This window comes from Bacillus paralicheniformis (genome assembly GCF_002993925.1).
GTDB lineage: Bacteria > Bacillota > Bacilli > Bacillales > Bacillaceae > Bacillus > Bacillus paralicheniformis.
Genome location: NZ_CP023665.1, coordinates 3,277,406 through 3,302,500 on the forward strand (window position 1 = coordinate 3,277,406; position 25,095 = coordinate 3,302,500).

At 47.0% G+C, this 25,095-nt stretch carries 20 protein-coding genes and 18 tRNA genes; 8 read left to right on the top strand and 30 right to left on the bottom strand.

Annotated features, from left to right (window positions below):
* The first annotated feature begins 18 nt into the window (after window positions 1-18).
* Both CP943_RS16665 and CP943_RS16670 read left to right on the top strand, forming a co-directional pair.
* Complete coding sequence (locus CP943_RS16665) at window positions 19-1,200, top strand: GTP-binding protein (protein WP_105981158.1); 1,182 nt, start codon at window positions 19-21, stop codon at window positions 1,198-1,200.
* 98 nt (window positions 1,201-1,298) lie between these two features.
* Window positions 1,299-2,330 carry a metal ABC transporter substrate-binding protein gene (locus CP943_RS16670; RefSeq protein ID WP_065643695.1) on the top strand — a complete coding sequence of 344 codons (1,032 nt, stop codon included), beginning with the start codon at window positions 1,299-1,301 and terminating at the stop codon, window positions 2,328-2,330.
* An 82-nt stretch (window positions 2,331-2,412) separates the two neighbouring features.
* On the opposite strand, the gene CP943_RS16675 is transcribed toward CP943_RS16670, so the two are convergent.
* On the bottom strand, window positions 2,413-2,658 hold the full coding sequence (locus tag CP943_RS16675; RefSeq protein WP_003184624.1) for a type B 50S ribosomal protein L31: 246 nt from the start codon (window positions 2,656-2,658) through the stop codon (window positions 2,413-2,415).
* 192 nt (window positions 2,659-2,850) lie between these two features.
* On the opposite strand from CP943_RS16675, the gene CP943_RS16680 reads away from it, so the two are divergent.
* From CP943_RS16680 to CP943_RS16695, 4 genes are read left to right on the top strand one after another with little or no spacing between them, the layout of a single operon-like run.
* On the top strand, window positions 2,851-4,176 hold the full coding sequence (locus CP943_RS16680; protein WP_023855818.1) for a cytochrome ubiquinol oxidase subunit I: 1,326 nt from the start codon (window positions 2,851-2,853) through the stop codon (window positions 4,174-4,176).
* Between the two features lie 37 nt (window positions 4,177-4,213).
* On the top strand, window positions 4,214-5,257 hold the full coding sequence (locus CP943_RS16685; protein ID WP_025810962.1) for a cytochrome d ubiquinol oxidase subunit II: 1,044 nt from the start codon (window positions 4,214-4,216) through the stop codon (window positions 5,255-5,257).
* Between the two features lie 44 nt (window positions 5,258-5,301).
* Window positions 5,302-5,463 (top strand): DUF1540 domain-containing protein, encoded by a 162-nt coding sequence (locus CP943_RS16690; protein WP_075212789.1) that lies wholly within the window; start codon window positions 5,302-5,304, stop codon window positions 5,461-5,463.
* A 26-nt stretch (window positions 5,464-5,489) separates the two neighbouring features.
* On the top strand, window positions 5,490-5,681 hold the full coding sequence (locus CP943_RS16695) for a hypothetical protein (protein WP_020452690.1): 192 nt from the start codon (window positions 5,490-5,492) through the stop codon (window positions 5,679-5,681).
* Between the two features lie 161 nt (window positions 5,682-5,842).
* Here the strand turns inward: CP943_RS16695 and menC are convergent, their stop codons facing one another.
* The 6 genes from menC to CP943_RS16725 form a co-directional block, all read right to left on the bottom strand.
* Window positions 5,843-6,952 (bottom strand): o-succinylbenzoate synthase, encoded by a 1,110-nt coding sequence (menC, locus tag CP943_RS16700; RefSeq protein WP_020452691.1) that lies wholly within the window; start codon window positions 6,950-6,952, stop codon window positions 5,843-5,845.
* Between the two features lie 12 nt (window positions 6,953-6,964).
* On the bottom strand, window positions 6,965-8,401 hold the full coding sequence (locus tag CP943_RS16705) for an o-succinylbenzoate--CoA ligase (RefSeq protein WP_025810961.1): 1,437 nt from the start codon (window positions 8,399-8,401) through the stop codon (window positions 6,965-6,967).
* A 77-nt stretch (window positions 8,402-8,478) separates the two neighbouring features.
* Window positions 8,479-9,297, bottom strand: coding sequence for a 1,4-dihydroxy-2-naphthoyl-CoA synthase (menB, locus tag CP943_RS16710; protein WP_020452693.1), 819 nt, complete (start codon window positions 9,295-9,297; stop codon window positions 8,479-8,481).
* A gap of 13 nt (window positions 9,298-9,310) precedes the next feature.
* Window positions 9,311-10,132: a 2-succinyl-6-hydroxy-2,4-cyclohexadiene-1-carboxylate synthase gene (menH, locus tag CP943_RS16715; protein WP_025810960.1), complete on the bottom strand. Its 822-nt coding sequence runs from the start codon at window positions 10,130-10,132 to the stop codon at window positions 9,311-9,313.
* The gene (gene menD, locus CP943_RS16720) at window positions 10,120-11,862 is read right to left on the bottom strand and encodes a 2-succinyl-5-enolpyruvyl-6-hydroxy-3-cyclohexene-1-carboxylic-acid synthase (protein ID WP_105981159.1); all 1,743 of its coding nucleotides are present in this window, start codon (window positions 11,860-11,862) and stop codon (window positions 10,120-10,122) included. The genes menH and menD overlap by 13 nt, the downstream gene beginning before the upstream one ends.
* Window positions 11,859-13,283, bottom strand: coding sequence for an isochorismate synthase (locus CP943_RS16725; RefSeq protein ID WP_023855811.1), 1,425 nt, complete (start codon window positions 13,281-13,283; stop codon window positions 11,859-11,861). Before CP943_RS16725 ends, menD begins: the two co-directional genes overlap by 4 nt.
* A 268-nt stretch (window positions 13,284-13,551) precedes the next feature.
* Between CP943_RS16725 and CP943_RS16730 the strand changes: the two genes are divergently transcribed.
* Window positions 13,552-14,484, top strand: a complete 933-nt coding sequence (locus CP943_RS16730) for a 1,4-dihydroxy-2-naphthoate polyprenyltransferase (protein WP_020452697.1) — start codon at window positions 13,552-13,554, stop codon at window positions 14,482-14,484.
* Between the two features lie 107 nt (window positions 14,485-14,591).
* A complete protein-coding gene (locus CP943_RS16735) occupies window positions 14,592-15,344 on the top strand; it encodes a TraR/DksA C4-type zinc finger protein (protein ID WP_023855810.1) in 753 nt (250 codons plus the stop codon).
* Window positions 15,345-15,377: 33 nt separating this feature from the next.
* Here the strand turns inward: CP943_RS16735 and CP943_RS16740 are convergent, their stop codons facing one another.
* The 23 genes from CP943_RS16740 to CP943_RS16850 form a co-directional block, all read right to left on the bottom strand.
* Window positions 15,378-17,777 carry a glycogen/starch/alpha-glucan phosphorylase gene (locus tag CP943_RS16740; RefSeq protein WP_105981160.1) on the bottom strand — a complete coding sequence of 800 codons (2,400 nt, stop codon included), beginning with the start codon at window positions 17,775-17,777 and terminating at the stop codon, window positions 15,378-15,380.
* Window positions 17,738-19,219, bottom strand: coding sequence for a glycogen synthase GlgA (gene glgA, locus CP943_RS16745; RefSeq protein WP_051967034.1), 1,482 nt, complete (start codon window positions 19,217-19,219; stop codon window positions 17,738-17,740). Before glgA ends, CP943_RS16740 begins: the two co-directional genes overlap by 40 nt.
* A complete protein-coding gene (locus tag CP943_RS16750) occupies window positions 19,216-20,244 on the bottom strand; it encodes a GlgC family sugar phosphate nucleotidyltransferase (protein ID WP_023855807.1) in 1,029 nt (342 codons plus the stop codon). The genes glgA and CP943_RS16750 overlap by 4 nt, the downstream gene beginning before the upstream one ends.
* Before the next feature lie 26 nt (window positions 20,245-20,270).
* A complete protein-coding gene (locus CP943_RS16755) occupies window positions 20,271-21,410 on the bottom strand; it encodes a glucose-1-phosphate adenylyltransferase (RefSeq protein ID WP_023855806.1) in 1,140 nt (379 codons plus the stop codon).
* Window positions 21,407-23,287: a 1,4-alpha-glucan branching enzyme gene (gene glgB / locus CP943_RS16760; RefSeq protein ID WP_105981161.1), complete on the bottom strand. Its 1,881-nt coding sequence runs from the start codon at window positions 23,285-23,287 to the stop codon at window positions 21,407-21,409. Before glgB ends, CP943_RS16755 begins: the two co-directional genes overlap by 4 nt.
* Before the next feature lie 184 nt (window positions 23,288-23,471).
* Window positions 23,472-23,543 (bottom strand) — tRNA-Glu (locus CP943_RS16765).
* A gap of 12 nt (window positions 23,544-23,555) precedes the next feature.
* A tRNA-Ser gene (locus CP943_RS16770) sits at window positions 23,556-23,646 on the bottom strand.
* A 1-nt stretch (window position 23,647) separates the two neighbouring features.
* Window positions 23,648-23,722 (bottom strand) — tRNA-Asn (locus CP943_RS16775).
* Window positions 23,723-23,728: 6 nt separating this feature from the next.
* A tRNA-Ile gene (locus CP943_RS16780) sits at window positions 23,729-23,805 on the bottom strand.
* Between the two features lie 12 nt (window positions 23,806-23,817).
* A tRNA-Gly gene (locus CP943_RS16785) sits at window positions 23,818-23,891 on the bottom strand.
* 8 nt (window positions 23,892-23,899) lie between these two features.
* Window positions 23,900-23,975 (bottom strand) — tRNA-His (locus CP943_RS16790).
* A gap of 22 nt (window positions 23,976-23,997) precedes the next feature.
* Window positions 23,998-24,073: transfer RNA gene (locus CP943_RS16795), tRNA-Phe, on the bottom strand.
* 9 nt (window positions 24,074-24,082) lie between these two features.
* Window positions 24,083-24,159, bottom strand: a tRNA-Asp gene (locus CP943_RS16800).
* Window positions 24,160-24,181: 22 nt separating this feature from the next.
* Window positions 24,182-24,258: transfer RNA gene (locus tag CP943_RS16805), tRNA-Met, on the bottom strand.
* A gap of 24 nt (window positions 24,259-24,282) precedes the next feature.
* Window positions 24,283-24,375 (bottom strand) — tRNA-Ser (locus tag CP943_RS16810).
* Between the two features lie 7 nt (window positions 24,376-24,382).
* Window positions 24,383-24,459, bottom strand: a tRNA-Ile gene (locus tag CP943_RS16815).
* A gap of 5 nt (window positions 24,460-24,464) precedes the next feature.
* Window positions 24,465-24,538: transfer RNA gene (locus tag CP943_RS16820), tRNA-Met, on the bottom strand.
* Window positions 24,539-24,563: 25 nt separating this feature from the next.
* Window positions 24,564-24,636: transfer RNA gene (locus tag CP943_RS16825), tRNA-Ala, on the bottom strand.
* 6 nt (window positions 24,637-24,642) lie between these two features.
* Window positions 24,643-24,719, bottom strand: a tRNA-Pro gene (locus CP943_RS16830).
* A gap of 8 nt (window positions 24,720-24,727) precedes the next feature.
* Window positions 24,728-24,804, bottom strand: a tRNA-Arg gene (locus CP943_RS16835).
* A gap of 11 nt (window positions 24,805-24,815) precedes the next feature.
* Window positions 24,816-24,887 (bottom strand) — tRNA-Gly (locus CP943_RS16840).
* 15 nt (window positions 24,888-24,902) lie between these two features.
* Window positions 24,903-24,987 (bottom strand) — tRNA-Leu (locus tag CP943_RS16845).
* A 7-nt stretch (window positions 24,988-24,994) separates the two neighbouring features.
* Window positions 24,995-25,070 (bottom strand) — tRNA-Lys (locus tag CP943_RS16850).
* Window positions 25,071-25,095 lie beyond the last annotated feature (25 nt).

The window sequence follows — 25,095 nt, forward strand, 5'->3', positions numbered from 1 at the left end:
TTTAAAGGAAGTGAAAACATGACGCAAAACCTGATTCCTGTCACTGTTTTAAGCGGCTATCTCGGGTCCGGGAAAACGACGCTGCTGCAGCATGTCCTGCATGAAGCGCACGGCATGAAAATCGCCGTGATCGTCAATGACATGAGTGAAATTAATATCGACGGCTCCCTCGTGAAAAAAGGGGATCTTATCCGCACGGATGAAAAGCTTGTCGAAATGCAGAACGGCTGCATTTGCTGTACGCTGAGAGACGATCTGCTCATCGAAGTCCAAAAGCTGGCGGAGAACGGCGGAATCGATTATATTCTCATCGAATCTTCCGGTATCAGCGAGCCGATTCCCGTTGCCCAAACCTTTACTTACAAAGATGAGGAGCTGGATATTGATTTAAGCAAATATTGCAGGCTTGATACAATGGTCACCGTCGTCGACGGCAGCCGTTTTTTTGAGGACTTCGCTTCGGGGGAAAGTCTTTTGGAACGGAAACAGGCGGCAGATGAAACAGACAGCCGTGAAGTGGCCGATCTTTTAATTGAGCAAATCGAATTTGCCGATGTCCTCATTTTGAATAAAACTGATTTACTCAATAAAGAAGAGCAAGAAAAGCTTTTCTGGTCTCTGAGAAAACTGAATCCGGACTGCAGAATCATTTCCTCGACATTCGCAAAAGTGCCGATTTCGGCCATCATGAATACGAAATCGTTCGATTTTGAAAAATCGAGTCAATCAGCGGGGTGGATCAAAGAACTGAATGAAGAGCACACACCTGAAACAGAGGAATTCGGAATTTCTTCCTTCGTCTATCAAAAACAAAGGCCTTTCCATCCTGAAAGACTGAAGCGCTGGCTTGAAAACTGGCCGCCTCATATTATCAGAGCAAAAGGCTTCTTCTGGCTTGCTTCTCGAAATGACACAGCAGGCCTTCTGTCCCAGGCAGGCGCTTCTCTGATGATCCAAAGCGCAGGCCCCTGGATTGCAGCGTCTCCCGAGGAAGAACAAAAGCTCGCGTTTGAAGAGGATCCCCATTTAAAAACGGACTGGGATGAAACATACGGAGACCGGAAAACGGAAATCGTTTTTATCGGCATTGACATGAATCAGGAAGACGTGATCCGCTCCCTGGATCAGACCCTTCTTACAGATAAAGAAATGAATTCAGACTGGTCGGCCTTCCATGATTCACTGCCTGAGTATATTTAACTATCATTTCCTCTTTTCAAATCGTAATTATTACGATACAATGATACAGGACCATTAAATCGGAACCATTACAGTTTTACATTGAGAGGAGAAATACCATGAAAAAAACATTCGGATTAGCATCTGCATTCATTCTTGCTGCCGGATTAGCAGCCGGTTGTTCAAGCAACGGCACTTCCAGTGAACAAAAAGAAAATAAAGACACGCTGGATATCTATACAACCATTTATCCGCTTGAAGACTTCGCCAAAAAGGTCGGCGGAGAATATGTGAACGTCAAAAGTGTTTACCCGCCAAACGTTGAAGCGCACACTTACGAGCCAAGCTCAAAAACGATGGCGGAAATTTCCGACTCGGATGCCTTTATATACTCTGGAGTCGGTGTAGAAGGATTCGCAGACAAAGCTGTAAACACATTAAAAAACAGCAACGTCAAAATCGTCAAAGCCGGAGAGGGCATTGACCTTCTGTCACGTGAAGAAGAAGGCGAACACGATGACCATGCACATGAAGAAGAACATGGTGACCACGATGAGCATGCTCACGAAGAAGAACATGAACACGGAGAAGCCGAAGGCCATGATCATCATCACGACCATGGAGATCATGACCCGCACGTATGGCTTGATCCTGTCCTTGCTGAAAAAATGGCCGAAAACATTAAAGACCAACTCGTAAAATTAGATCCGGAACACGAAAAAACGTTTACGAAAAACTATGAGTCTCTAAAAAAAGATTTGGAGCAGCTTGACAAAGACTTTAAACAAACCGTTGACAAAGCTGATAAAAAAGAAATTCTCGTCTCACATGCCGCCTACGGCTACTGGGAAAAACGCTACGGCATTAAACAAATAAGCGTTCTCGGCCTTTCGCCTACTGAGGAACCTTCACAAAAGCAGCTTGAAAACATTGTTAAAACAGCGAAAGAACATAATATTAAATACGTCATTTTTGAAAGCAATGTCAGCAGCAAAATCTCCGAGATCATCAAAAAAGAAATCGGAGCCGAAAGTCTGACGATGAAAAACCTTGAATCTGTAACAAAAGAAGACATTGAAAGCGGCAAAGATTATACTACCATCATGAAAGAAAACCTGACCGTCTTGAAAAAAGCTTTATCAAACAAATAACAAAGATCAAGCGCATGAGAACTCATGCGCTTGTTTTTTTTATATGGACGAAAAAAGACCGGAAACATCCGGTCTTTTTCATTTAATCCATATTAAATCTTTTCTTGAACTGTTCGACCCTTCCGCCTCTTTCGTTGAATTTCTGTCTTCCGGTATAAAACGGATGGGTGTCTGAGCTTACCTCAACTTTTATAACGGGATACGTCTTGCCGTCTTCCCACTCGGCCGTCTCATCGGAAGTTTTAGTTGAGCGGCTTAAAAAACGGTACCCGCTGTTTACATCCTGAAAGATCACTTGATAAGTTTTCGGATGAATATTTGGTTTCATATGCCATTCCTCCTAACAAAACGTAATAATTACGTTTTATTATATACCTTTCATATGCTTGTGTCAAAAATGAATGTTCATTTGCCATGTTTTGATCACCTTATCCATTTTAACCGCTCGCAGGAAGAATAATCTAAAAAAGGCGGTAAACAATAAAAAGCAAAATGGTGTAAATGAAAGGTGGTTTTCCGGATGAATGACTTGATTTTTGCAAGAAGCCTTTTCGGAACAACGATGGGGTTCCATATTATTTTCGCCTCGCTCGGTGTCGGAATTCCTTTAATGATTTTGCTGGCCGAGCTGATCTATCAAAGAACGAAAGATCCCCACTACGCCATTATGGCCAAAAGATGGACGAAGGCACAGGCCGTGTTGCTCGGGGTCGCCATACCGACCGGAACCATTGCCGGAACGCAGCTCGCCTTGCTTTGGCCGGGATTCATGGAAGTGATCGGGAAAGTCATGTCCCTCCCATTTCAAATTGAAATCTACGCTTTTTTTATTGAGGCTTTATTTATGTCCATTTATGTTTACGCAGCCGATCGGCTGACTCCTCTTATGAGAATTACAGCTGTCATTTTTATCGTTATCGGAGCAGCCGCATCAGCCATCTTAATTACAAATGTGCACGCTTTCCAGGGAACGCCTGAAGGCTTCAAAATCGTGAACGGCGAAATTACAGATGTTCAGCCGTGGACGGCGTTCTTCAACAAAAGTTTTGTGGCTACAGCAGGACACGTTGTCGTCTCCGCTTTTATGACGGGCGCGTTTATTATTGCGACGATAGCCGCTTACAAAATGCTCCGAAACCGCGGCGATGAAAAAGTCTACGCCCTTCATAGAAAAGCGCTGCTGCTCGGGCTGATTGTCGGAGGAGCGTTTTCTCTGGTCACGGCTCTGAGCGGTCACGAATCCGCACAGCTTCTTCACCGCTACCAGCCTGAAAAACTGGCGGGCGCAGAAGGGCTTTTTGAAACTCAGTCCCACGCTCCACTTGCGATCGGCGGATTTACTGATGAAAAGACGCAATCGGTCAAATGGGCGATTGAGATTCCTTGGGCTTTAAGCTTTTTGGCCGACAACCGCTTTGACACCGTTGTAAAAGGACTGAATGACTTTCCAAGGGATGAGTGGCCTCCTCTGTTCATTCATACTTTGTTCAACGGCATGGTTTTTATCGGCAGCCTTTTGATTGTTTATGCCGCTGTCGGTTTTATTTGGAGAAAAGTCATGAAAAAAGACCGCTTTCCCCGCTGGATGCTGGCCGTGTTTATAACCGGCGGCCCGCTCGCTTTGCTTGCAATCGAATTGGGCTGGGTTTTCGCTTGCACCGGAAGGCAGCCTTGGGTTATTTACCATATGCAGAAAACGTCCGAAGTAGTGACATCCTCCGGCTCGATCGGCATATTGTTTCTTTTGTTCTTTATCGTCTACATCATTTTAGGAGCAGCGGTGGTGTTCGTATTGCAATATTACTTTAAACGCCACCCTGTCGAAGAAGATTTAAAAAGCAGCTGAATGCACAAAAAAACAGAAGGGAAGTCATATGATGCAACTGGATGGAACAACAGATGCCCTGCTGGCTATTTCGATCGTCTGGGGATTTATATTTATCTACGCTGTGATGGCGTCAATGGATTTTGGAGCGGGATTTTGGTCGATGATCTATATGAACAAAAAACAGCTGAAAGCAACCAATATTGCAAACCGCTACCTTTCCCCGACCTGGGAAGTGACCAATGTTTTCATCGTCGGAATCGTCGTGGCCCTTTTCAGCTTTTTCCCGGGCGGCACTTTTGTGCTGGGAACGGTGCTTTTGCTTCCCGGCAGCATTATTTTATTGCTTTTGGCGATTCGAAGCGGATTTTTGGTCTTTTCGCACGCAGCAAAAGATTATGAAAGGGCGTTGACTTACGTTTCAGGGATCAGCGGCTTTATCATTCCGGCTGTTTTAATCCTTGTCTTGCCCGTGACACACGGCAACTTCGTATATCAGGTAGACGGAAACCACCAATTGGATTTTATTAATTTGTTTTTAAGCCCTCATGCCTATTCTTTTATGGGCTTTGCCATTTTCAGCACGCTGTTTCTGTCTTCATTGCTGCTGGCTGATTTTTCAAATGTAGCCGGAGAAAAAGACGCGTATCAGGTCTACCGCCGAAACGCTTTAATCACCGGCCCGCTCGCTTTGCTTATGTCATTCAGCATCATGATGACCATGAGGACGGAAGCCCGCTGGCTTTATACAAAAATGATGGACGGGCTTCCGTGGCTGATTTTATCGTTTTTGCTGTTTCTCGTCGCATTTGCGGCTTTGTTTCTGCCAAACAGACATAACAGCGACCGACAGGGAAAGCCTCGCCTCGCCGTCATCGCCATTACGCTGCAGTATTTTACGGCGAGCTATGTGTACGGGAGAGCGCACCTTCCTTACATGGTCTATCCTGATGTCACGATTCAATCAGGCTTCACCGCGCCGGAGACATTCAGGGCGCTGTTCATCTCCTATATCGTCGGTTTTATTATTTTATTCCCCGGCTTTTATTATTTCTGGAAATTGTTCATGAAGGACAAGAGGTACATCAAACAGCATGAATAAGGTTAAGCTAAATGTGTACAACTTTTAAAGGGGGCCAAAATGATATGGAACAAAAAATACTGTGTGAAGTCAGCAACTGCACCTATTGGGGCCAGGGAAACAAGTGTACAGCCGACGCCATTTATGTCGTCAGCCATGCTGAAGGTGAAAAAGCTTCTAATAGCAAAGAAACGGATTGTAAAACATTTAAACCTGAACATCATTAAAGCGGATGAATGAAGGAGGGACAGTCATGAATAAAGAGTCGCTGCTACAGGCTTTTTATCAGGAAATCCACGGGGCGGACGAAACCGCATTTCAAAAAGCCGCCTGCTCCTTCATGAACTTATGGGATTATGAATACGGATGTCTGGACGGGCTGCCGGATCAAGCGGACCGGCTGATTGGACAGATCGTACACGAAGATTTGCTTTTGGGCGATTAAAGAAAAGGGCTGTCATAAAGGCAGCTCTTTTCATATTTTTAAAAAAACCGGCTTGAAAGCCGGTCCAAACGAGAAGGGAATAATGTACAGCTTTACTATACATGAGAGGCCGTCCATTTAACAAAGCTTGAAAATCTGGAAATCAGCGTTTAAAACAGCCTTTACTGTTTGAAAACATCTATTTTAGATGAATTCTTTCTTAAAACATGAGTATCCACTTCAAAGCCCATTCCCGGTCGGCTTGGAACCTGAATATAGCCGCCTTCGATGCGGATTTCCGGTTTTACGATATCCTCTTCCCAATACCTTGAGGATGAAGAAAGATCCCCGGGAATCAAAAACTGCGGAAGAGAACTCAGCGCAAGATTGTGTGCTCTTGAAATACCGGTTTCAAACATGCCGCCGCACCAGACAGGCATTTGATGTTCTTTGCAGATGTCATGGATTTTCAGAGCTTCTGTCAAACCGCCGACTCGGGACGGCTTAATATTGATAATTTTGCAGCTGCCGAGCTCGATTGCCTTTCGCGCATCATCAGCAGAACGGATGCTTTCGTCAAGACAAATTGATGTTTTGATATGTTTTTGCAGATGGCGGTGGTCTACGATATCATCATCCGCCAAAGGCTGTTCGATCATCATTAATTTAAATGCGTCAAGCTCTTTAATCCGGCTGATGTCTTTTAATTCATAAGAAGAGTTGGCATCCGCCATCAGCGGCACCTTCGGAAAATGCCGGCGTATTTCCTTTAAAAGCTCTATATCCTGCCCCGGCTGAATTTTGATTTTTATTCTTTGATAACCTTCTTTTACATATTGTTCAATTTCCTCAAGCATATCATCCAATGGAGCAAGACCGACGACGACCCCGGCAGGAACTTCTGTTTTTACTCCGCCCAGCGCCTCTCTTAAAGAGATCCCTTTTTTCCTGGCGTAAATGTCCCAAAAGGCGGCTTCAAGGCCGGCCTTTGCCATTCTGTTGCCTTTGAATCCGCGAAGCGTCTCGGGCACTTCTGAAGGGTGTGTGAATGATTCGCGCAGCACAGCCGGAATCAAAAAATCTTTTAGCATGTGGTAACATGTCTCCGTTGTTTCTTCTGTGTACCACGGAGATGAAAAAGCGGATACTTCCCCCCAGCCTGTCACCCCTTCCCGGTCAGCAGCTTCTATGATGATAAACTTGCGATCCTGAAAGGTTTCCAAGCTTGATTTAAAAGGCTTTTTCAGCCGCATGCTGAGATGGTACAATGTCAGCTGTTTGATTTGAATCATGGCGCTCTCCTTCTACAATTGATGTCTCATCAGTTTATTCGAAGCATTTCTCGGCAGCTTGCCGACAAAATGAAAGGCTTTAGGCACTTTATAGGAAGCAAGCCGTTCTTTGCAAAAGTCGCTCAGCTCCTCTTCATCAACAGGGCTGGCGGCGACAAGATAGGCGTGGGGAACCTTTCCCCAAGTTTTGTCATCGACCCCTTTTACCCCCGCTTCCGCAACTTTGGGGTGTGACAGAAGAACGGCCTCGACTTCAGCCGGATAGATGTTTTCTCCCCCTGATATGATTAAGTCTGAACGCCTGTCCAGCACGTATAAAAATCCGTCAACGTCAAGATACCCGATATCACCAGTTTTAAACCAGCCATCATTGAATGAGGCTTTGTCTGCCGCCTCATTTTTTAAGTAGCCCTTCATAACGGTCGGCCCTTTTACGGTTATTTCTCCATGTTCTCCGGGTTGGCATTCCGTGCCGTTCTTTTCGATTTTAATGCTTGATGCAAACAGCGGCTTGCCGGCTGAACCGAGCTTTTCAATCGAGTATTCTGGGGCGAGGGTGGCAATCTGTGAGCACGTTTCAGTCATTCCGTATGACTGTACGACAGGCAGCCTCTTTCTTTTGCATTCCTCAAGGAGAGAAAGCGGAGCAGGCCCTCCGCCCAGTAACAGGCACCTTAATGATTCGGGGCAGCTGTCGACTTTTGCCGCAAGCCTTGACAGCATCGTCTGAACGACCGATGCAATCGTTACTTGATTGTCTTTGATCGAACGGAGAACTTCTTCCGCGTCAAACCTTTGATGTAAAACAACTGTCATTCCGTAAATGACCGATTTAAAAAGAGCCGATAAGCCGCTGATGTGGAAAAGCGGCAAGGCGATCAGCCAGCGATCGTGTTCTTGGAGCCCCAAATTCAAAGCGGATGAAACCGCGCTGAAATAATGGTTGGCAAATGTCTGCATAACCCCTTTCGGCCGTCCTGTCGTTCCGGACGTATACATAATTGTGGCTGCATCGTCCAAATGAATGCTCTCGATTTCCGTAACCGGAGGGCCGGCGGCGTTTTGAACGTCTTCAATGTCAACAGCGCGGGCCGGCTTGCCCTCTCTATGCTCTTCCAGGAAAGGCTGTTCTGTAAGCAATAGCTTTGCTTCCGAGTGTTCAATTTGATATGTTCGTTCGGCCATTGACAGCTTCGTATTCAGCAAAACGATGCGAACTCCGAGAATAAAACAGGCATGGACGGCGATAACCATCTCCAGCCGGTTGGTGAGAAGTACAGCCGCTGTATCCCCTTTCCTCAGACCAAAGCTCTTCAGCTGCCCGGCCGTTTTTTTTGCTTCATGAAACAATTGATTAAAAGTCAGCTTGTGATCCCCCTGAATCACAGCCATCCTGTCAGGAGTCAGCTCTGCTCGCTGTTTAAGCCAATTCGGATGGTCCATCAGCATATCATCATCTCCAAAAAATATCTTGAATGATAAAAGAAACAGCTCAGTCGCACTAAGCTGTTTCTCTCTTCCGTCTTTTAAGGAAAACGCGGGAACTGTCCGAAATCTGGACGGCGTTTTTCTTTAAACGCATCGCGGCCTTCTTTCGCTTCATCTGTTGTGTAATAAAGCAGTGTCGCATCTCCGGCAAACTGCTGGATGCCGGCAAGCCCGTCCGTGTCGGCATTAAAGGCCGCTTTAAGAAATCTGAGTGCTGTCGGGCTTTTCTCAAGCATTTCTTCACACCATTGAATCGTTTCTTCTTCAAGCTTTTCAAGCGGTACAACCGTATTGACAAGGCCCATTTCCTTAGCTTCCTGAGCGTTGTATTGACGGCACAGATACCAGATTTCACGCGCTTTTTTATGACCGACGATACGCGCCAGATAGCCTGATCCGTAGCCTGCATCAAAGCTGCCGACTTTCGGCCCTGTTTGTCCGAAAATTGCGTTGTCTGCAGCAATCGTCAAATCGCATACGATGTGGAGCACATGGCCGCCGCCGATCGCATAGCCTGACACCATCGCAACAACAGGCTTCGGAATGACGCGGATCAGCCGCTGAAGATCAAGAACGTTCAGACGTGGAATCTCGTCTTCACCAACATAGCCGCCGTGTCCTCTTACCTTCTGGTCTCCTCCTGAACAAAACGCTTTATCGCCGGCCCCTGCAAGGATAATGACACCGATATTGGCATCATCCCGTGCATATGCAAACGCATCGATCAGTTCCGAAACCGTTTTTGGACGAAATGCGTTATGTACCTCAGGGCGATTGATCGTGATTTTGGCGATGCCGTTATATGTTTCATATAATACATCTTCGTATTGACGTTCGCTTTTCCATTCTACAGTCATAGATGTGTACCTCCTATTTTAAAATAAATTCACTTACTATTTTACCAAAAAAATCGGGCTCTTCCACATGAACCGCATGACCGGTATGTTCAACAATCTCGAGGCGGGCAGTTGGAATTCGCTTTGCCATGCTTTCATTGATCGCGATAAATTTCCGATCCAGGCTCCCCGCAATGAGAAGCACCGGATCATCGATTCCGCTCAATCTGTTCCACCAGGACGGCTGTGATCCGGTTCCCATTCCGATTAAGCTGCCTCGAAGCCCGACCGGATTGTTGTTCAGACGTTCTTCACGCACTTTTTTTCTTTTCGAAGGGTCCATTGACAGCTGGGATGCAAACAGCGGAATGCCTTCCCAATAATCTACGAAAGACTCGATTCCTTCTTCAAGTATCCGTCTGCTGAGCCGGCTGTCCTGCTCCCTGCGCATTTTTCTTTCTTCCGGCGAATCAAGCCCCGGAGAACTGCTTTCCAGCACAAGACCGGACACACGCTCCGGATGAATCATCGCCACTGATAAGGCAAGCCGGCCGCCCATTGAATAACCGATGAGGTAAGCCTGTTTCACATTTAACTGATCAAAAATCTCGATCAGATCGGCTGCCTGCTTCTCTGTTGTGTAGCGGCTGCTGTCTGCCGGCGAGTCTGTTCCGCCGTGTCCGAGCAGGTTCAGCTTGATCAGACGCAGCCCCTGAAAATAGCCGTCTATCCCGTCCCATGTTGCCGCACTTCCTGTAAAGCCATGCAAAAACACCGCCGTTTTTTCCGCAGACAGGCCATTGTCTTCTATTTTATAGGAAACGCCGTCTTTCAGTGTTAATTTCAAAACGGCCACTCTTTTCTTATTTCATACATTGCGGAATCAAGCATTCGGCGATGCTGCTCTACACGATCATCGCGCTTCGTTTTCACCTCAATGATATCCAAGCCGCGGCGGTTGACGGAGGACAAATACGCATCGGCAAAATGAGCGGATGACTCAGGGCATACATAGCGTCCCCCATACAGCTTGGCGGCATGCTCGAATTCGAGCCCCGTCGGCGTTCCGAACAAGAGCTCGAAGTACCTTTCTTCAGCAGATTGGGGAAGAAATGAGAAAATGCCGCCGCCGTCATTGTTGACGAGAACGACAGTCAGCGGAATGTCGAGCGTTTTGCTGACAAGAAGGCCGTTTAAATCGTGATAAAAAGACAGATCGCCGATGACAAGAGTTACCGGTTCTTTCGTTGCGGCATATATGCCCAGCGCAGTCGAGACAACGCCGTCAATCCCGTTTGCCCCTCTATTGGCGAAAATCCGGAATGATCGCTCCTGATTTTCAAAAAATGTATCCGCATCGCGGATCGGCATGCTGTTTCCGACAAACAGGGAACTGTTTTCCGGAATCAAATGCTGCAGGTTCCGGTAGATATTTCCTTCAAAGGTAAGATCCTCAGCTTCAAGATTTCTTAAAAGAGCTCGGAAGCGGCTGTTGGCAAACCGCCATTTCTCCAGCCAGCTGTCTGATCTTTTTTCTGAATGGACAGCGGAAGCCACAGCAGCCGCAATCTCTTTTTCCGCGCAATGCAGCATATGTGCACTGAGCTGAGTCGGATCGCGCCACCCTCCATCTGGGTCAACAACGATTTGCCTGATGCTCGGATTTTGCTTTAGCAGCTGAAAAAGCGGCTTTGAAACCGGCATCGCGCCGAAGCGGATGACTAGCTCAGGCATGAGCTCCCGTTTCAGCTGTTCTTCTTTCAATAATGAATCGTATCCATCGATGATGGTTTCTTTTGAATGGCTGCCGTTTCTCAAGTTTGAAAGCGGGTCAGCCAAAATCGGATATCCCGCTGCCTGAGAGAGAGATACAATATGTGCTTTGGCGTTATCATCTTGCAGCTCTCCGCAGACGATCATGCCTTTTTCCGTCTCTTTGATCAGAGCGCTCAGCGCTTCAAGCTGATGCCGGTCAGCACGAAAGCGGCCGCTTTCAACCGCCACATGACTGCCGTTTCTCAACCTTTGAAACGGGTCATCCTCAAGGTTCGGCATGAGCGGCTCTCTCAGCGGAAAGTTGATATGCACGGGTCCGCGCGGCGCTTTTTTGGCTTCTCCGGCTGCGCGTGCTGCCAAAGAACGGATGTACGCCAGCATTTCGGGATGACTGTCAGGCAAAGCCGAGTCTGTGAAAAACTTAACAAAGTTTCCGAATAAGAATTGCTGATCAATCGCCTGAGGTGCTCCTACTTCTCTCAGTTCATGCGGCCGATCAGCCGTTAAGATGATAAGCGGTATTCTTGAATAATGAGCTTCGATCACAGCCGGGTAGAAATTCGCCGCAGCTGTTCCGGATGTACAGATCAATGCGACAGGCTTCCGCATAGCTTTTGCCATGCCCATTGCAAAAAACGCAGCGGATCTTTCATCCACATGAATATGAACATTGATGTCCGGATGACTCGCGGCCAAAATCGCAAGGGGCGTCGATCTTGATCCCGGGCAGATAACCGCTTCTGTCACGCCTGCAAGAGAAAGCTCATCAATAAAATTCCCTATATATTTTGTAATTGGATTTTCAGTCAACGGATATCGCCTCCAAGTGCAGACAGCATCGGCTTCATCTTAATTTGCGTTTCTTCGTATTCCATATGAGGATCGGAATCAGCCACAACCCCGCAGCCGGCAAAAATTCTGGCCTCTTTTGAATCGATAAGTCCTGACCTGATCGCCACCGCAAATTCCCCATTGCCGGACATGTCGATCCAGCCCGCCGGTGCCGCATACCAGCCCCTTGACATCGGCTCCAACACTCTGATGACCTCAATCGCTTTTTGCTGAGGCGCTCCTCCAAGTGCAGGAGTTGGATGAAGCTTCTCGATTAAATCAAAAAGCGAGGACTCCGCATTCATTTTGCCGACAATCGGCGTATACAAATGCTGCACATTTTTTGTTTTGTATAGTCCCGGCTTGGCCGGCTTTTTGATATTGCTGCAATTTGACAATAGCGCCTGATGAATCATATTGACGACAATGTCGTGTTCGATAAGGTTTTTTTCATCGTTTAACAGCTCAAGACCGAGCATCCGGTCCTCCTGCTCACTTTCGCCTCTCTTGATTGAACCGGCAAGGCAGGTCGACAGCACGTTGTCTCCGTCTTTTTTGACCAGTCGTTCAGGTGACGCGCCGACAAAACTTTTGCCGTTTTCTTCAATAGCGAATATATAGCTCGTTTTTTGTTCAGACATCAGATTGAATAATACTCTGTGAAGTTCGACTGGCTGGTCGAACGTTAAAAGGATCTCTCTGGCGAGCACAACTTTATCGTACTTCCCGTTTTTAATGTCGTCAGTCGCCCGCCGGACCGCTTCAAGCCATTCAGGAACATCAAGCTCCTCCTTGGCGGTAAATCGCGCATGACCGTTTTCGGGATAACGGGAAGCGTCCGCCTTGATCAGCTGTGAAGCAGCGCCCTTTATTTCTTCAAGTACTTTGCGCACATCCTCTTCAGGAGCCTTCCATCTATTGACCGTAATGAACGTTTCCTCTCCGTCCTGTGTCAGCATAGCGGTAGGAATAAAAAAAGCGCCTTCCTGGTAGCCGTTCCAATGCTGCTTGCGATCTTCCAGCGGATCAAATGAAAAACCGCCAAACAGCAATGGCCCCACCGCTGCCTGACTCGTGCATTGATCTTCGTGGAAGTGAAAGGTTTTCTCTTTTAAGCGCTCCCATTTTTCATGTACAGCCTGATAACGTCCGGCATCCTTCAGGTCTGTGGAAACCGAAATTTCCTTTCCCAATCCGACAAGCGTCAGTCCGCCGTCGGGATCAGACCAGAAGAACCGTTTCCCGGCAAATTGTTCTTCCCCATTTATGAAAAAGGAAAGAGCATCTATGCTCTCAATTTTTCTGGAATAACTTATTAAAACAGCATGGTTGACTTTTTTGACGATGTTTAATGCTTCAGGCGCTTCCCTTAGGAAAGTGCGCTGCACTGTTGTCACCATGATACATTCCTCCAAAATCCGTAAAATGCTTTTATAACCATACACCTGTGAACGGTATGTGTCAACAAAACGACACTTTATTAACAACCGCCCTTACCTATTATAAACGTAATCGGCCGATTGAAAAAGACAAGGTCATTTAATATTTTCGAAATGCGTGACGGCCGCTTTTTTTCTAACAATATCACCCATTATATTGACACCTTTTTTAACTTTTTCTAAACTTAGTATGGACGTGTACGTATTAAAACTAAAGGAGTCATACTATATGCAGCATCAATCACTTTCAGGGAGTGTTTCTGAAATAAAGCCGGAAAAATGGCGCGTATGGTGGATGTTAACAAGACCCCATACACTGACAGCAGCCTTTGTCCCTGTAACGCTCGGGACCGTAATGTCCCTTGAATCGGGAAAAATTGATATCTGGCTGTTTTTAGCTATGCTGGCCGCATCAATATTAATTCAAATCGGAACGAACTTATTCAATGAGTATTTTGATTTTGTACGAGGACTTGATAATGAAAACTCGGTCGGCATCGGCGGTGCTATCGTCCGCTATGGAATGAAGCCAAAGACGGTATTATACCTGGCATACGGACTGTTTGGAGCAGCCGTTTTACTCGGCCTGTACATCTGCGCTTCTTCAAGCTGGTGGCTTGCGTTGATCGGATTGGTATGCATGGCCGTCGGCTATCTTTATACGGGCGGACCGTTTCCAATCTCCTATACGCCGTTCGGTGAAATTATGTCGGGCGTTTTTATGGGAATGGTCATCATTCTGATTTCATATTATATTCAGACTGGCGGGCTGACTTGGAACGTCTTTCTGATCTCCCTTCCGATTACGATTTTAGTCGGAGGCATCAATCTTTCCAATAATATCCGCGATATGGTCGGAGATAAAGAAAACGGAAGGAAGACGCTGCCGATTTTGGCTGGAAGAAAAAATGCCGTGCAGATTTTGAGCTGGGTTTTTGCTGTTTCCTATATATTGATCGGTATATACATCGGCTTTGAGATCGTTTCTCTATGGAGCTGTATTGTTCTATTAAGCCTGCCGAAACCGATTAAAGCCATCCAGGAGTTCAAGGAAAAAGAAAAACCGGCGGATCTGATGGTCGCCATGAAATCAACGGCGCAGACGAACACCTTTTTCGGCCTTTTGCTCGCCATTGCCCTGCTCATTCAGTATATTTTTTAAAAAAGGAGCCTTTATGGCTCTTTTTTTTGCTTTTATTTACAAGAAAGTTCTGTTTGAATTCGTTCATACTAAAAACGCGAGCACTTTAAAGAAACGAGGCGATGCATGTGCTAACAAAAGAACAGTTGACAAAACTCGAAAATGAACTGAAAGCCGGGAAAGAACAGATCGTCAGCCGCTTTAAAGAAAACGGACATTTTGGCATCGATGTGACGCATCCGTTCAACTCGACGGGCGATCTTTCGGCTTATGACAACCATCCAGGAGATGAAGGTACAGAACTGTACGAACGCGAAAAAGATCTTGCTCTTTTTGAACATGAAAGAGAGCATTTGCACGATATCGAACATGCTCTGGCTTTGATCGAAAAAGGAACATACGGCCGCTGTGAGGTATGCGGAAAGGATATCCCGTATGAAAGGCTGTCCGTACTGCCAACCGCAACGACATGCAGCGAACATTCGTCAACCGTCTCCGTTTCAAAAGACCGTCCGATTGAAGAAGAAGTGCTGAACCCCCCGTTCGGACATTTTGAAAAAGACGAAGACGACGAAAACGTCGCATACGATTCAGAAGACGCTTACCAGGACGTCGAACGCTACGGCAATTCTGAAACACCTCAGGATCTGGCCGTTCCGCCGCTTTCATACAGCCAGATGTACATGGAATATGAAGAGCCGCTCGGATATGTCGAAGATTACGAAAACTATGCCGCAACAGACATTACCGGAAAAGAAGTAACCGTCTACCCGACGAAAGAACACGAAAAATATGAAGACCTTCTTGATGAAGAAGGCATCATGACCTCTTTCGGTGATCTCCCGGCTTATGAAAAGGATCCTTATACTGAAGAAGACTAAGCCCCGCGGGTCAGGGGCTTAGCGTTTTTAAATTCAGCGGTGATACGGCTCAATTTCCCAAATGTCTTCCGCATACTCCCTGATCGTGCGGTCACTTGAAAAATATCCGGCATGCGCGATGTTTGTGACGGCTTTTTCGGCCCAAAGACGCTTATTCAAGTAGTCTTTTTGAATCCGTTCCTGTGCTTCAATATAAGAAGCAAAATCTTTTAAAACAAAGTATTCATCATTATAAGCGATCAGCGAGTCATAAATCGGCTCAAATTCGCCGGCTTCCCCTTCGAAAAAACCATTGATCAGCTGATCGGCCGTCTGTCTGATCCTTGCATCATGCTGATAGTATTCCCTTGACAGATAGCCGCCTTTTTCAGTGTAGTTCAGCACTTCATCCGCCTTTAAACCGAACGTGTAAATACACTCGTGCCCCACCCTCTCAAGCATTTCAATATTGGCGCCGTCATGCGTGCCGATCGTCAAAGCCCCATTGATCATGAACTTCATGTTTCCTGTACCGGAGGCTTCTTTGCTTGCCGCAGATATTTGCTCGCTGACATCTGACGCCGGAAAGATACGCTCGGCGGTTGATACCCGGTAATTTTCCAGAAAGATGACATTGATCGATTGTCTGACATCCGGATCATGATTGATTTTATCTGAGACTGAATGGATCAGTTTAATGACCTTTTTGGCATAATGATAAGTCGGCGATGCTTTTGCCCCGAAAATAAATGTTTGCGGATAAATGGCAAAGCCTTTGTCTTCCTTCAGCCTGTTGTACAAGTACATGATATGGAGCACATTTAAAAGCTGGCGCTTATAAGCGTGGAGACGCTTGACTTGAACATCGAAGATGCTGTCAGGATTAATGGCGAATCCGATGCTGCCTTTCATCATGTCTGCTAAAAGCTGCTTTCGTTCCCTTTTGATGCGCTGAAATGCTTCAAGAAACGCGGAATCGTGCACAAACGGACGAAGATCCAAGAGGCTTTCCGGTTCTTTCAGCCACCTGTCTCCTATCGCTTCAGTTATCAGGTTCGCCAGCGGCGGATTTGCCTTTAACAGCCACCTTCTATGTGAGATGCCATTCGTTTTATTATTGAATTTAAAAGGGAATACAGAATAAAAGTCGTTCATTTCCCGCTCTTTTAATATGGTTGAATGAATGTTGGCTACGCCGTTAACACTGTAGCTTCCGACGATCGCCAGATGGGCCATTTTCACTTCGCCGTGGGCGATGACGGCTAGCTTTTCGATCCTTCCCCATTCACCCGGGTATTTTTCCCACAGCCAGCCGCAAAACCGCTCATTGATCTCCTCAATGATCATAAAAATTCTCGGCAGAAGCGGTTGAATTAAATCGATCCTCCATTTTTCCAGCGCTTCGGCAAGCGTCGTATGATTCGTATATGAAATCGTATGTACGGTAACATGCCACGCTTCATCCCACGTCATTTTTTCTTCATCAAGCAAAATTCTCATCAATTCCGGCACAGCCAGAGCGGGGTGGGTGTCATTGATATGGATCGCAACTTTTTGATGAAAATCATGGAGTGACGGGTGATTTTTCTTATAGCATTTCACAATGCTTTGCAGGCTTGCCGATACTAAAAAATATTGCTGTTTCAAACGGAGAATCTTGCCTTCGTCATGCGTGTCATCCGGATACAGGCATTCAGATACAGCTTCTGTCTCGCGCTTATACTTCAAAATATTCGGTTCATGATGGAGCGAGCAAGGCTCCGCATTCCACAGCCGGAGGGTATTGACCGTCTCGGTCTCATAGCCGATGATCGGAATGTCGTAAGGCACGGCTGTCATCACTTCCGCTTCTTCCTGCCAAAAGCGGAGGCGCCCTCCTTCCTGCGCCATCTTGACCCGCCCGCCGAAACGAACACAAACAGCCTGATCGGCGTTGCGGATTTCCCAGACGTACCCATGTTTGAGCCATTGTTCAGGCAGTTCGACTTGATGACCGTCAACGATTTTTTGTTCGAAAAAGCCATGCTTGTAGCGAATCCCCATCCCATGCCCGGGAAGGTCGAGCGAAGCCAGTGAATCCAAAAAGCACGCCGCGAGCCTGCCCAATCCGCCATTGCCAAGGCCTGCATCCATTTCGGCCTCTTCGATGTCTTCAAGACAAATGCCAAGCTCGGAAAGACCTTCTTGGACAACTTCACGGACGCCGAGGTTGAGCAGGTTTTGGCCGAGCAGTCTGCCCAGAAGAAATTCAATCGATAAATAATAGGTCTGTTTATTTTGGTTGGAGCGGCTCCTTTCATTGGTCCTGATCCAGTTTGCGCTGATATGTTCCCTGACCATGATGCCGAGCGTCTGATACTGGTCAAGCGTAGAAGAGTCCCGAAAGCTTTTTCCGCACAACCGTTCAAGACGCTTCAAAAAGCATTGTTTAAAGCTTTCTTTACACGAGAACATGGCGCTTCCCCCTTTATCTCCCGGCTGTATAACTGCTGATACTGACGGGCTGACAAAGCCCAGCTGACATCATGTGTCATGGCTTTTTGAACGATACTGCCCCATTCTTCTTTCCGGTGATATATAGACAGTGCTCTTTTAATCGTATACTTCATATCATGGGCGTTAAAATGGGCGAACGTAAAACCGTTGCCTTCACCGTTTGTTTCCTGGTAAGCGGTCACTGTATCGTGAAGCCCGCCTGTTTCCCTGACAACCGGAACCGCTCCGTATCTAAGGGCAATCAGCTGCCCAAGACCGCACGGCTCGAATTTTGAAGGCATCAGGAAAAGATCGCTGCCGGCATAAATCTTGCGGCTGAGCGGTTCATGAAAACCGATATACGCCTTGCACCGCTCCGGAAAAGCCTGCTCCATATAGCGAAAATAATTTTCATATTCCGCTTCTCCGGTTCCTAAAACGAGCAGCTGCATGTCTTCTTCTTGAAACAGTTCGTGCAATACCCGCTTGATCAAATCGATGCCTTTTTGCTTCGTCAGCCTTGTCACCGTGCTGATGAGCGGAATGTCTTCATTCACCGGCAGACCGAATGTCTTCTGGATCACAGCTTTATTTTTCCGTTTTCCGTCACGGTTGACGGCATCGTAATGATAATCGATGTGAGGATCATTTAAAGGGTCGTACAGTTCATCATCAATCCCGTTTAAAATGCCGGTCAGCACATCCTTCTTGTCTGCCAGCACCCCTTCAAGCCGCTCGCCGTAGTATGGAGTCAAAATTTCATTGCTGTACGTCGGACTGACCGTTGTCACCTGATCAGCGGCAATAATGCCGCCTTTCATATAATTGATGTGTCCATAAAACTCGAGCTTTTCCGTTGTGAAGTGGGAAATGTCAAGGCCGAGCAAGTCATGGACCGCTTCCTTCGGAAAAATCCCCTGAAATTGAAGGTTATGAATGGTGAATACGCTTTTCATGCGCTGATAGAACGGTTTTTTTTGATATTCCTCTTTTAATAAATAATTGATCATCCCTGCGTGCCAATCATGGGTATGGATGACATCAGCATCAAAATTCAGCGCGTATAATGCTTCCAAAACGGCCCGCGAGAAAAAAGCAAACCGTTCTCCATCATCATAATGGCCGTAGAGGGAATCCCGGTTAAAATAATACTCATGATCTAGAAAATAATAAGAAATTCCGTCATGTTCAAGGTGTTCAATGCCGCAAAACTGCCTGCGCCACCCGACGCGAACTTCGCATTCAGCCGTTTTAACCATCCTTCTTCTGAAATCTTCCGCAATCAAGCTGTATTTCGGCATCATGACAGCCGTTTCTATTCCTAAAAGGGCGAGTTCTTTCGGGAGCGCACCGGCGACATCGGCGAGCCCGCCTGATTTAACAAACGGCACACATTCAGAGACAGCGAATAAGACTTTCAAGAGTTCATCAGCGCTCCTTGTACGGCTCCTTTTTTTATGATGAAAGGGAGGCTCATAGTGCCGGACATTTCGATATGATGGCCGACTTTGACATCCTTGTCGCAGATGACGTGCTCCAGTCGGCAGTTTTCTCCAATCCTTGTTTTTTGCATAATCACGCTGTTTTTAATGGTCGTTCCTTTTCCTACGTGAACTCCTCTGAACAAGACCGAATTTTCAACCTCGCCTTCGATGACGCAGCCGTTAGCGATAATCGATTGCTTTACCCTGCTGTTTTTAGCGTATTTTACTGGAGGATCGTTTTTTATTTTTGTGTAGACAGGCTGGCTCATATGAAAGACTTGCTCCCGAAACACAGGCTGGATGAGGTTCAAACTATGAAAGAGATAGCTTTCGGGGGAATCGATCACGGCGGTATACCCCGAATGCTCATAGCTGTTGACGGATAGCGAACCACGCTCTTTCCGGCAGACTTCCTCAAAAGATTGCGCTCCTCCGGCGCAATGCCCTTCAACCATCTCTCTCAACAGACTTTTTTTCGTGACATACAAACCTAAAGGTTTTCCTTCTTGACAAACTTCAGTCAGATCACACCCGGATTCAAGGTGCTGGTTGAGCACTTCTTGAAAAGGAATGTGACAGACCGTATAGCTGTTTGCCACAGCAGCATATGGCTGAGTGCTTCTTTGAAAATAATCGAGATGCTCGGCAAATTGCCGAAACGAACCAAGCCCGACATGCTCGTCATGGGGAATCGAAGACGGAAGAAAGAAAAGACCGTCCCTTTTCCTGTTTAAATCCCACTCTTTTCCCGATCCTAAATGATCCATCAAGGAACGGTACGGAGACTTGGAAAATACAGCGACACTCCGAATGCCTGCATGAACCATGCCTGACAACGCAAAATCGATCAGCCGGTACCTTCCTGCAAATGGAACGGCTCCGATCGAACGTCCGGCCGTTAAATCCTGAAGAGAGTGCTGGTTGACAGCTGCATCAATAATCCCCAGCATTTGTTTATTCATTGGCACCATCCGCCTCTCCGTGTTGTTTAAACAACCTTATGTTTTTTGACATATTCCTCTGTGATCAGCAGGATTTCGCCATCTTCCGCCTTCGCGTGAAATCCGTCCGGAATTCGTATTCCTGCCGATACAATAGCATTTTCGATCTCAACATGCTCTCCAATTGAAACGTCATGCATCACGACTGAACGTTTGATCGCGGAATGTCTGCCGATTGCAACGCGCTGAAAGATAACCGAACGGGTGACAGCTCCATATACGGCGCACCCTTCGCTAATGAGCGATTCTTTGATGTCCGCCTGCTCGGCAACAAACTGCGGCGGTAGGTTCGGAGCGACGGAATAAATCCGCCAGTTCCGTTCGAACAGGTCAAGTGGAGGATGATCTCCAAGCAGATCCATATTAGCTTCCCATAAACTTCTGACCGTACCGACATCCTTCCAGTACCCTTTAAACGGATAAGCGTTCAGCTGCTTCTTTTCCTCGAGAAGAGCCGGTATGATATCTTTACCGAAATCGTGGCTTGAGCCGGATTTTTTTTCATCGCGTTCAAGCGCCTCTTCAAGCACGCTCCATTTGAAAACGTAGACACCCATCGATGCCAAGTTGCTCTTCGGGTATTTCGGCTTTTCCTCGAAGCTTGTAATCTCCATCTTGTCATTCGTATGAAGGATACCGAAACGGCCGGCTTCTGCCCAGCTCACTTCGATGACGGCAATGGTGGCGTCAGCCTGTTTCTCCACGTGGTATTCGAGCATTTTTCCGTAATCCATTTTGTAGATATGATCTCCTGATAGGATGAGTACATGTTCAGGCTGAAGCTCTTTTAAAAAATGGCGGTTTTCATAAATCGCGCTTGCCGTTCCTTTGTACCACTTCACTTCTGACGCTTCTGCATAAGGGGACAAAATGGAGACCCCGCCGTCATTGCGGTCAAGATCCCATGGCTCGCCGATGCCGATATATGAGTTTAATAAAAGCGGTTGGTATTGAGTCAGCACACCGACATGATGAATTCCCGAGTTGGCGCAGTTGCTGAGGGCAAAATCGATGATTCTGTACTTGCCGCCAAATGGAACGGCCGGTTTTGCGAGGTTTTTCGTTAAGGCATTCAGCCTGCTTCCCTTGCCGCCAGCCAAAAGCATAGCCACACATTGTTCTTTCATCCCTTTTTCGCTCCTCTCTTTTTGACTGCTCTGAAAACCGCAGCTCCCAGCGGAGGGACTGTCATGCTGATGCTGTATGGTTTGCCATGCAGAACGCCTGCTTTTGCTTGAAGGCGTTTCGGGTTGATTTGGTGTGAACCTCCGTATTTTGCATCATCGCTGTTAAGCACTTCGATATATTCGGTTTGAAAAGGGACGCCGACCTGATATTCGTGATAAACGGAAGGCGTAAAATTGCAGACGATAATCAACGCTTCACCGGGCTGTTTTCCATAGCGGATAAACGATACAATCGACTGTTCCGCATTGTTGACGTCAATCCACTCGAATCCTTGCTGCCGATGATCATTTTCATACAGAATACGGCTTTTTTTGTAGAGGTGAAGAGCCTCCTTTGTAAACATCCGGGCCTTGCGGTGCATGTCAAAATCGTCCAAGAACCAATCGAGCTCTTCTTCGTCTTTCCATTCATCAAATTGAGCAAACTCACCGCCCATAAAGAGAAGTTTTTTTCCCGGGTGCAGCGTAAAATAACTGATCAGCAGGCGGTACTGGGCGAATTTCTGCCAGTAATCGCCGGGCATCTTATGAAGCAGAGACTTTTTGCCGTATACCACTTCATCATGGGAGAACGGCAGGATGTAATTTTCTGAGTAGGCATACATTAAGGAGAATGAAACAAGATGATGCAGGTGTTTTCTTTGTTCTGGGGAAGCTTCCATATAGGTTAATACATCGTTCATCCAACCCATATTCCACTTATAATTAAACCCGAGACCGCCTGCATAGGTCGGATGCGTCACAAGCGGCCAGTCTGTGGAGTCCTCAGCAATCATTAAAAAGTGGGGGTCTTTTGCAAAAACCTGTTCATTTAAAGTTTGAATAAATTCGACGGCAAAGCCGTTCGCTTCAGCCTGAGGACGGTTTGGCCAATACAGGAGGTTTGCAACTGCATCGACTCGAAATCCATCTATATGATACATCTCGATCCAATACAACGCATTCGAGATTAAAAAACTGCGAACTTCTCGTTTTCCGAGGTCAAAATTGGCGGTCCCCCATTCCCAATTTTCCCTGTCATGCTCATGTGAATATTCATACAGCGGCATACCGTCAAACAAATACAAGCCGTGGTCATCTTTGCAGAAATGGCCGGGAACCCAATCCATAATAACGCCGATCTCATGCTGATGGCACTGATCGATAAAATACATCAAGTCATGCGGTTCGCCATATCTGCTCGTCGGACTGTAGTACCCCGTTGTCTGATAGCCCCATGAACGGTCAAACGGGTGCTCTGTCAACGGCATCAGCTCGATATGTGTGAATCCGTGTTCTTTAACGTAAGGAATGACTGTTTCGCTCAGTTCCCGGTATGTGAAAAAACGCCCATCCGCTTTCTTTTTCCACGAACCGACATGAAGCTCGTAGATGGAAATCGGTTTTTCATATACGTTTTTTTGTTTCTTTTTCTTTTGCCACTTTCGGTCGCCCCATGGGTATCCGGCCAATTGATAAGTGATCGATGCCGTTTTCGGCCTGACTTCAGAAAAAAAAGCATAGGGATCGGCCTTCAATTTTGTTTCATTTGCGGCTGTGATCATTTCATATTTATACAGCTCCCCTTCTCCTATGCCGGGGATAAACAGTTCCCATATGCCTTCCTGATGACGCTCCATTTGATGCCGGGCACCGGACCAGCCGTTAAACGTTCCGGCGATTCGAACTTCCTTCGCATGAGGGGCCCAAACACAGAAGCGAAAACCTTGGCGGCCGTCCTGTTCCATTTGATGAGCGCCGAAAAATCTGTAGCATTCATAAAGCCGACCGTCATGAAAGAGATGCGCTTTAATATCCGAGGCACTCACACCAGCCATTGATTTCATCCTTTCTGCCACTATATTTAAAGATTACTCTTTTATTCGCATAATATGGCTTGATCCCTTTCATGAAAGCGCTTCTTTTTATTGACAAAGTTCAACAATATCCTTTTTGAACATTGACTGAAGTCATACAGGCATAAAAAAACTCCGCATCATAATGATGCAGAGTTTAACATGATGACCCGTACGGGATTCGAACCCGTGTTACCGCCGTGAAAGGGCGGTGTCTTAACCACTTGACCAACGGGCCTTATTAAAAAAATGGCGGAGAAGGAGGGATTTGAACCCTCGCGCCGCTTACGCGACCTACACCCTTAGCAGGGGCGCCTCTTCAGCCACTTGAGTACTTCTCCATGGCTCCGCAGGCAGGATTCGAACCTGCGACCGATCGGTTAACAGCCGATAGCTCTACCACTGAGCTACTGCGGAATATCATGGTGGGCCTGAATGGACTCGAACCATCGACCTCACGCTTATCAGGCGTGCGCTCTAACCAGCTGAGCTACAGGCCCATGATATGCAAATGGAGCGGGTGATGGGAATCGAACCCACGACATCAGCTTGGAAGGCTGAGGTTTTACCACTAAACTACACCCGCATTTCGCATGGGGCGGTTGATGGGAATCGAACCCACGAATGCCAGAGCCACAATCTGGTGCGTTAACCACTTCGCCACAACCGCCGCAATATATAAAATTGTAAAATGGTGGCTCGGGACGGAATCGAACCGCCGACACACGGATTTTCAGTCCGTTGCTCTACCAACTGAGCTACCGAGCCTTTATTAAATGGCGGTCCGGACGGGACTCGAACCCGCGACCTCCTGCGTGACAGGCAGGCATTCTAACCAACTGAACTACCGGACCATTTTGGCAATGAATTTAAATTTGGTTGCGGGGGCAGGATTTGAACCTGCGACCTTCGGGTTATGAGCCCGACGAGCTACCGAACTGCTCCACCCCGCGATGATCAAAACAATAATAGATATATGGCGGAGGAAGAGGGATTCGAACCCCCGCGGGCTTTGACACCCCTGTCGGTTTTCAAGACCGATCCCTTCAGCCAGACTTGGGTATTCCTCCGTAACAATGGTGGACCTTGTAGGACTCGAACCTACGACCGGACGGTTATGAGCCGTCTGCTCTAACCAACTGAGCTAAAGGTCCTTTAATAGCGGCGGAGGGAATCGAACCCCCGACCTCACGGGTATGAACCGTACGCTCTAGCCAGCTGAGCTACACCGCCATGGTGAATATTAAAGATAACAAAGTGGAGCCTAGCGGGATCGAACCGCTGACCTCCTGCGTGCAAAGCAGGCGCTCTCCCAGCTGAGCTAAGGCCCCAAATAATGGTCGGGAAGACAGGATTCGAACCTGCGACCCCATGGTCCCAAACCATGTGCTCTACCAAGCTGAGCTACTTCCCGTTATATAATGGCGCGCCCGAGAGGAGTCGAACCCCTAACCTTTTGATCCGTAGTCAAACGCTCTATCCAATTGAGCTACGGGCGCATAGATGATCAAGCGGAAGACGGGATTCGAACCCGCGACCCCCACCTTGGCAAGGTGGTGTTCTACCACTGAACTACTTCCGCAAAATAGATTGGCAATGCGGATGAAGGGACTTGAACCCCCACGTCTTTAAAAGACACTAGAGCCTGATTCTAGCGCGTCTGCCAATTCCGCCACATCCGCATGAAAATGGTGAGCCATGAAGGACTCGAACCTTCGACCCTCTGATTAAAAGTCAGATGCTCTACCAACTGAGCTAATGGCTCCAATACTGCAATGAAAACTGAAGAC

What these genes read in the sequence shown, in the direction of transcription:
- CP943_RS16705 (WP_025810961.1), bottom strand. Translation starts at nt 8,401, where the DNA reads ATGCTGATGGACCATCCGAATTGGCTTAAACAGCGAGCAGAGCTGACT.
- CP943_RS16755 (WP_023855806.1), bottom strand. Translation starts at nt 21,410, where the DNA reads ATGAAAGAACAATGTGTGGCTATGCTTTTGGCTGGCGGCAAGGGAAGC.
- CP943_RS16740 (WP_105981160.1), bottom strand. Translation starts at nt 17,777, where the DNA reads ATGTTCTCGTGTAAAGAAAGCTTTAAACAATGCTTTTTGAAGCGTCTT.
- CP943_RS16670 (WP_065643695.1), top strand. Translation starts at nt 1,299, where the DNA reads ATGAAAAAAACATTCGGATTAGCATCTGCATTCATTCTTGCTGCCGGA.
- menB (WP_020452693.1), bottom strand. Translation starts at nt 9,297, where the DNA reads ATGACTGTAGAATGGAAAAGCGAACGTCAATACGAAGATGTATTATAT.
- CP943_RS16730 (WP_020452697.1), top strand. Translation starts at nt 13,552, where the DNA reads ATGCAGCATCAATCACTTTCAGGGAGTGTTTCTGAAATAAAGCCGGAA.
- CP943_RS16690 (WP_075212789.1), top strand. Translation starts at nt 5,302, where the DNA reads ATGGAACAAAAAATACTGTGTGAAGTCAGCAACTGCACCTATTGGGGC.
- CP943_RS16680 (WP_023855818.1), top strand. Translation starts at nt 2,851, where the DNA reads ATGAATGACTTGATTTTTGCAAGAAGCCTTTTCGGAACAACGATGGGG.
- CP943_RS16665 (WP_105981158.1), top strand. Translation starts at nt 19, where the DNA reads ATGACGCAAAACCTGATTCCTGTCACTGTTTTAAGCGGCTATCTCGGG.
- glgB (WP_105981161.1), bottom strand. Translation starts at nt 23,287, where the DNA reads ATGGCTGGTGTGAGTGCCTCGGATATTAAAGCGCATCTCTTTCATGAC.
- CP943_RS16750 (WP_023855807.1), bottom strand. Translation starts at nt 20,244, where the DNA reads ATGAATAAACAAATGCTGGGGATTATTGATGCAGCTGTCAACCAGCAC.
- CP943_RS16675 (WP_003184624.1), bottom strand. Translation starts at nt 2,658, where the DNA reads ATGAAACCAAATATTCATCCGAAAACTTATCAAGTGATCTTTCAGGAT.
- menC (WP_020452691.1), bottom strand. Translation starts at nt 6,952, where the DNA reads ATGATTCAAATCAAACAGCTGACATTGTACCATCTCAGCATGCGGCTG.
- CP943_RS16725 (WP_023855811.1), bottom strand. Translation starts at nt 13,283, where the DNA reads ATGGTGACAACAGTGCAGCGCACTTTCCTAAGGGAAGCGCCTGAAGCA.
- CP943_RS16695 (WP_020452690.1), top strand. Translation starts at nt 5,490, where the DNA reads ATGAATAAAGAGTCGCTGCTACAGGCTTTTTATCAGGAAATCCACGGG.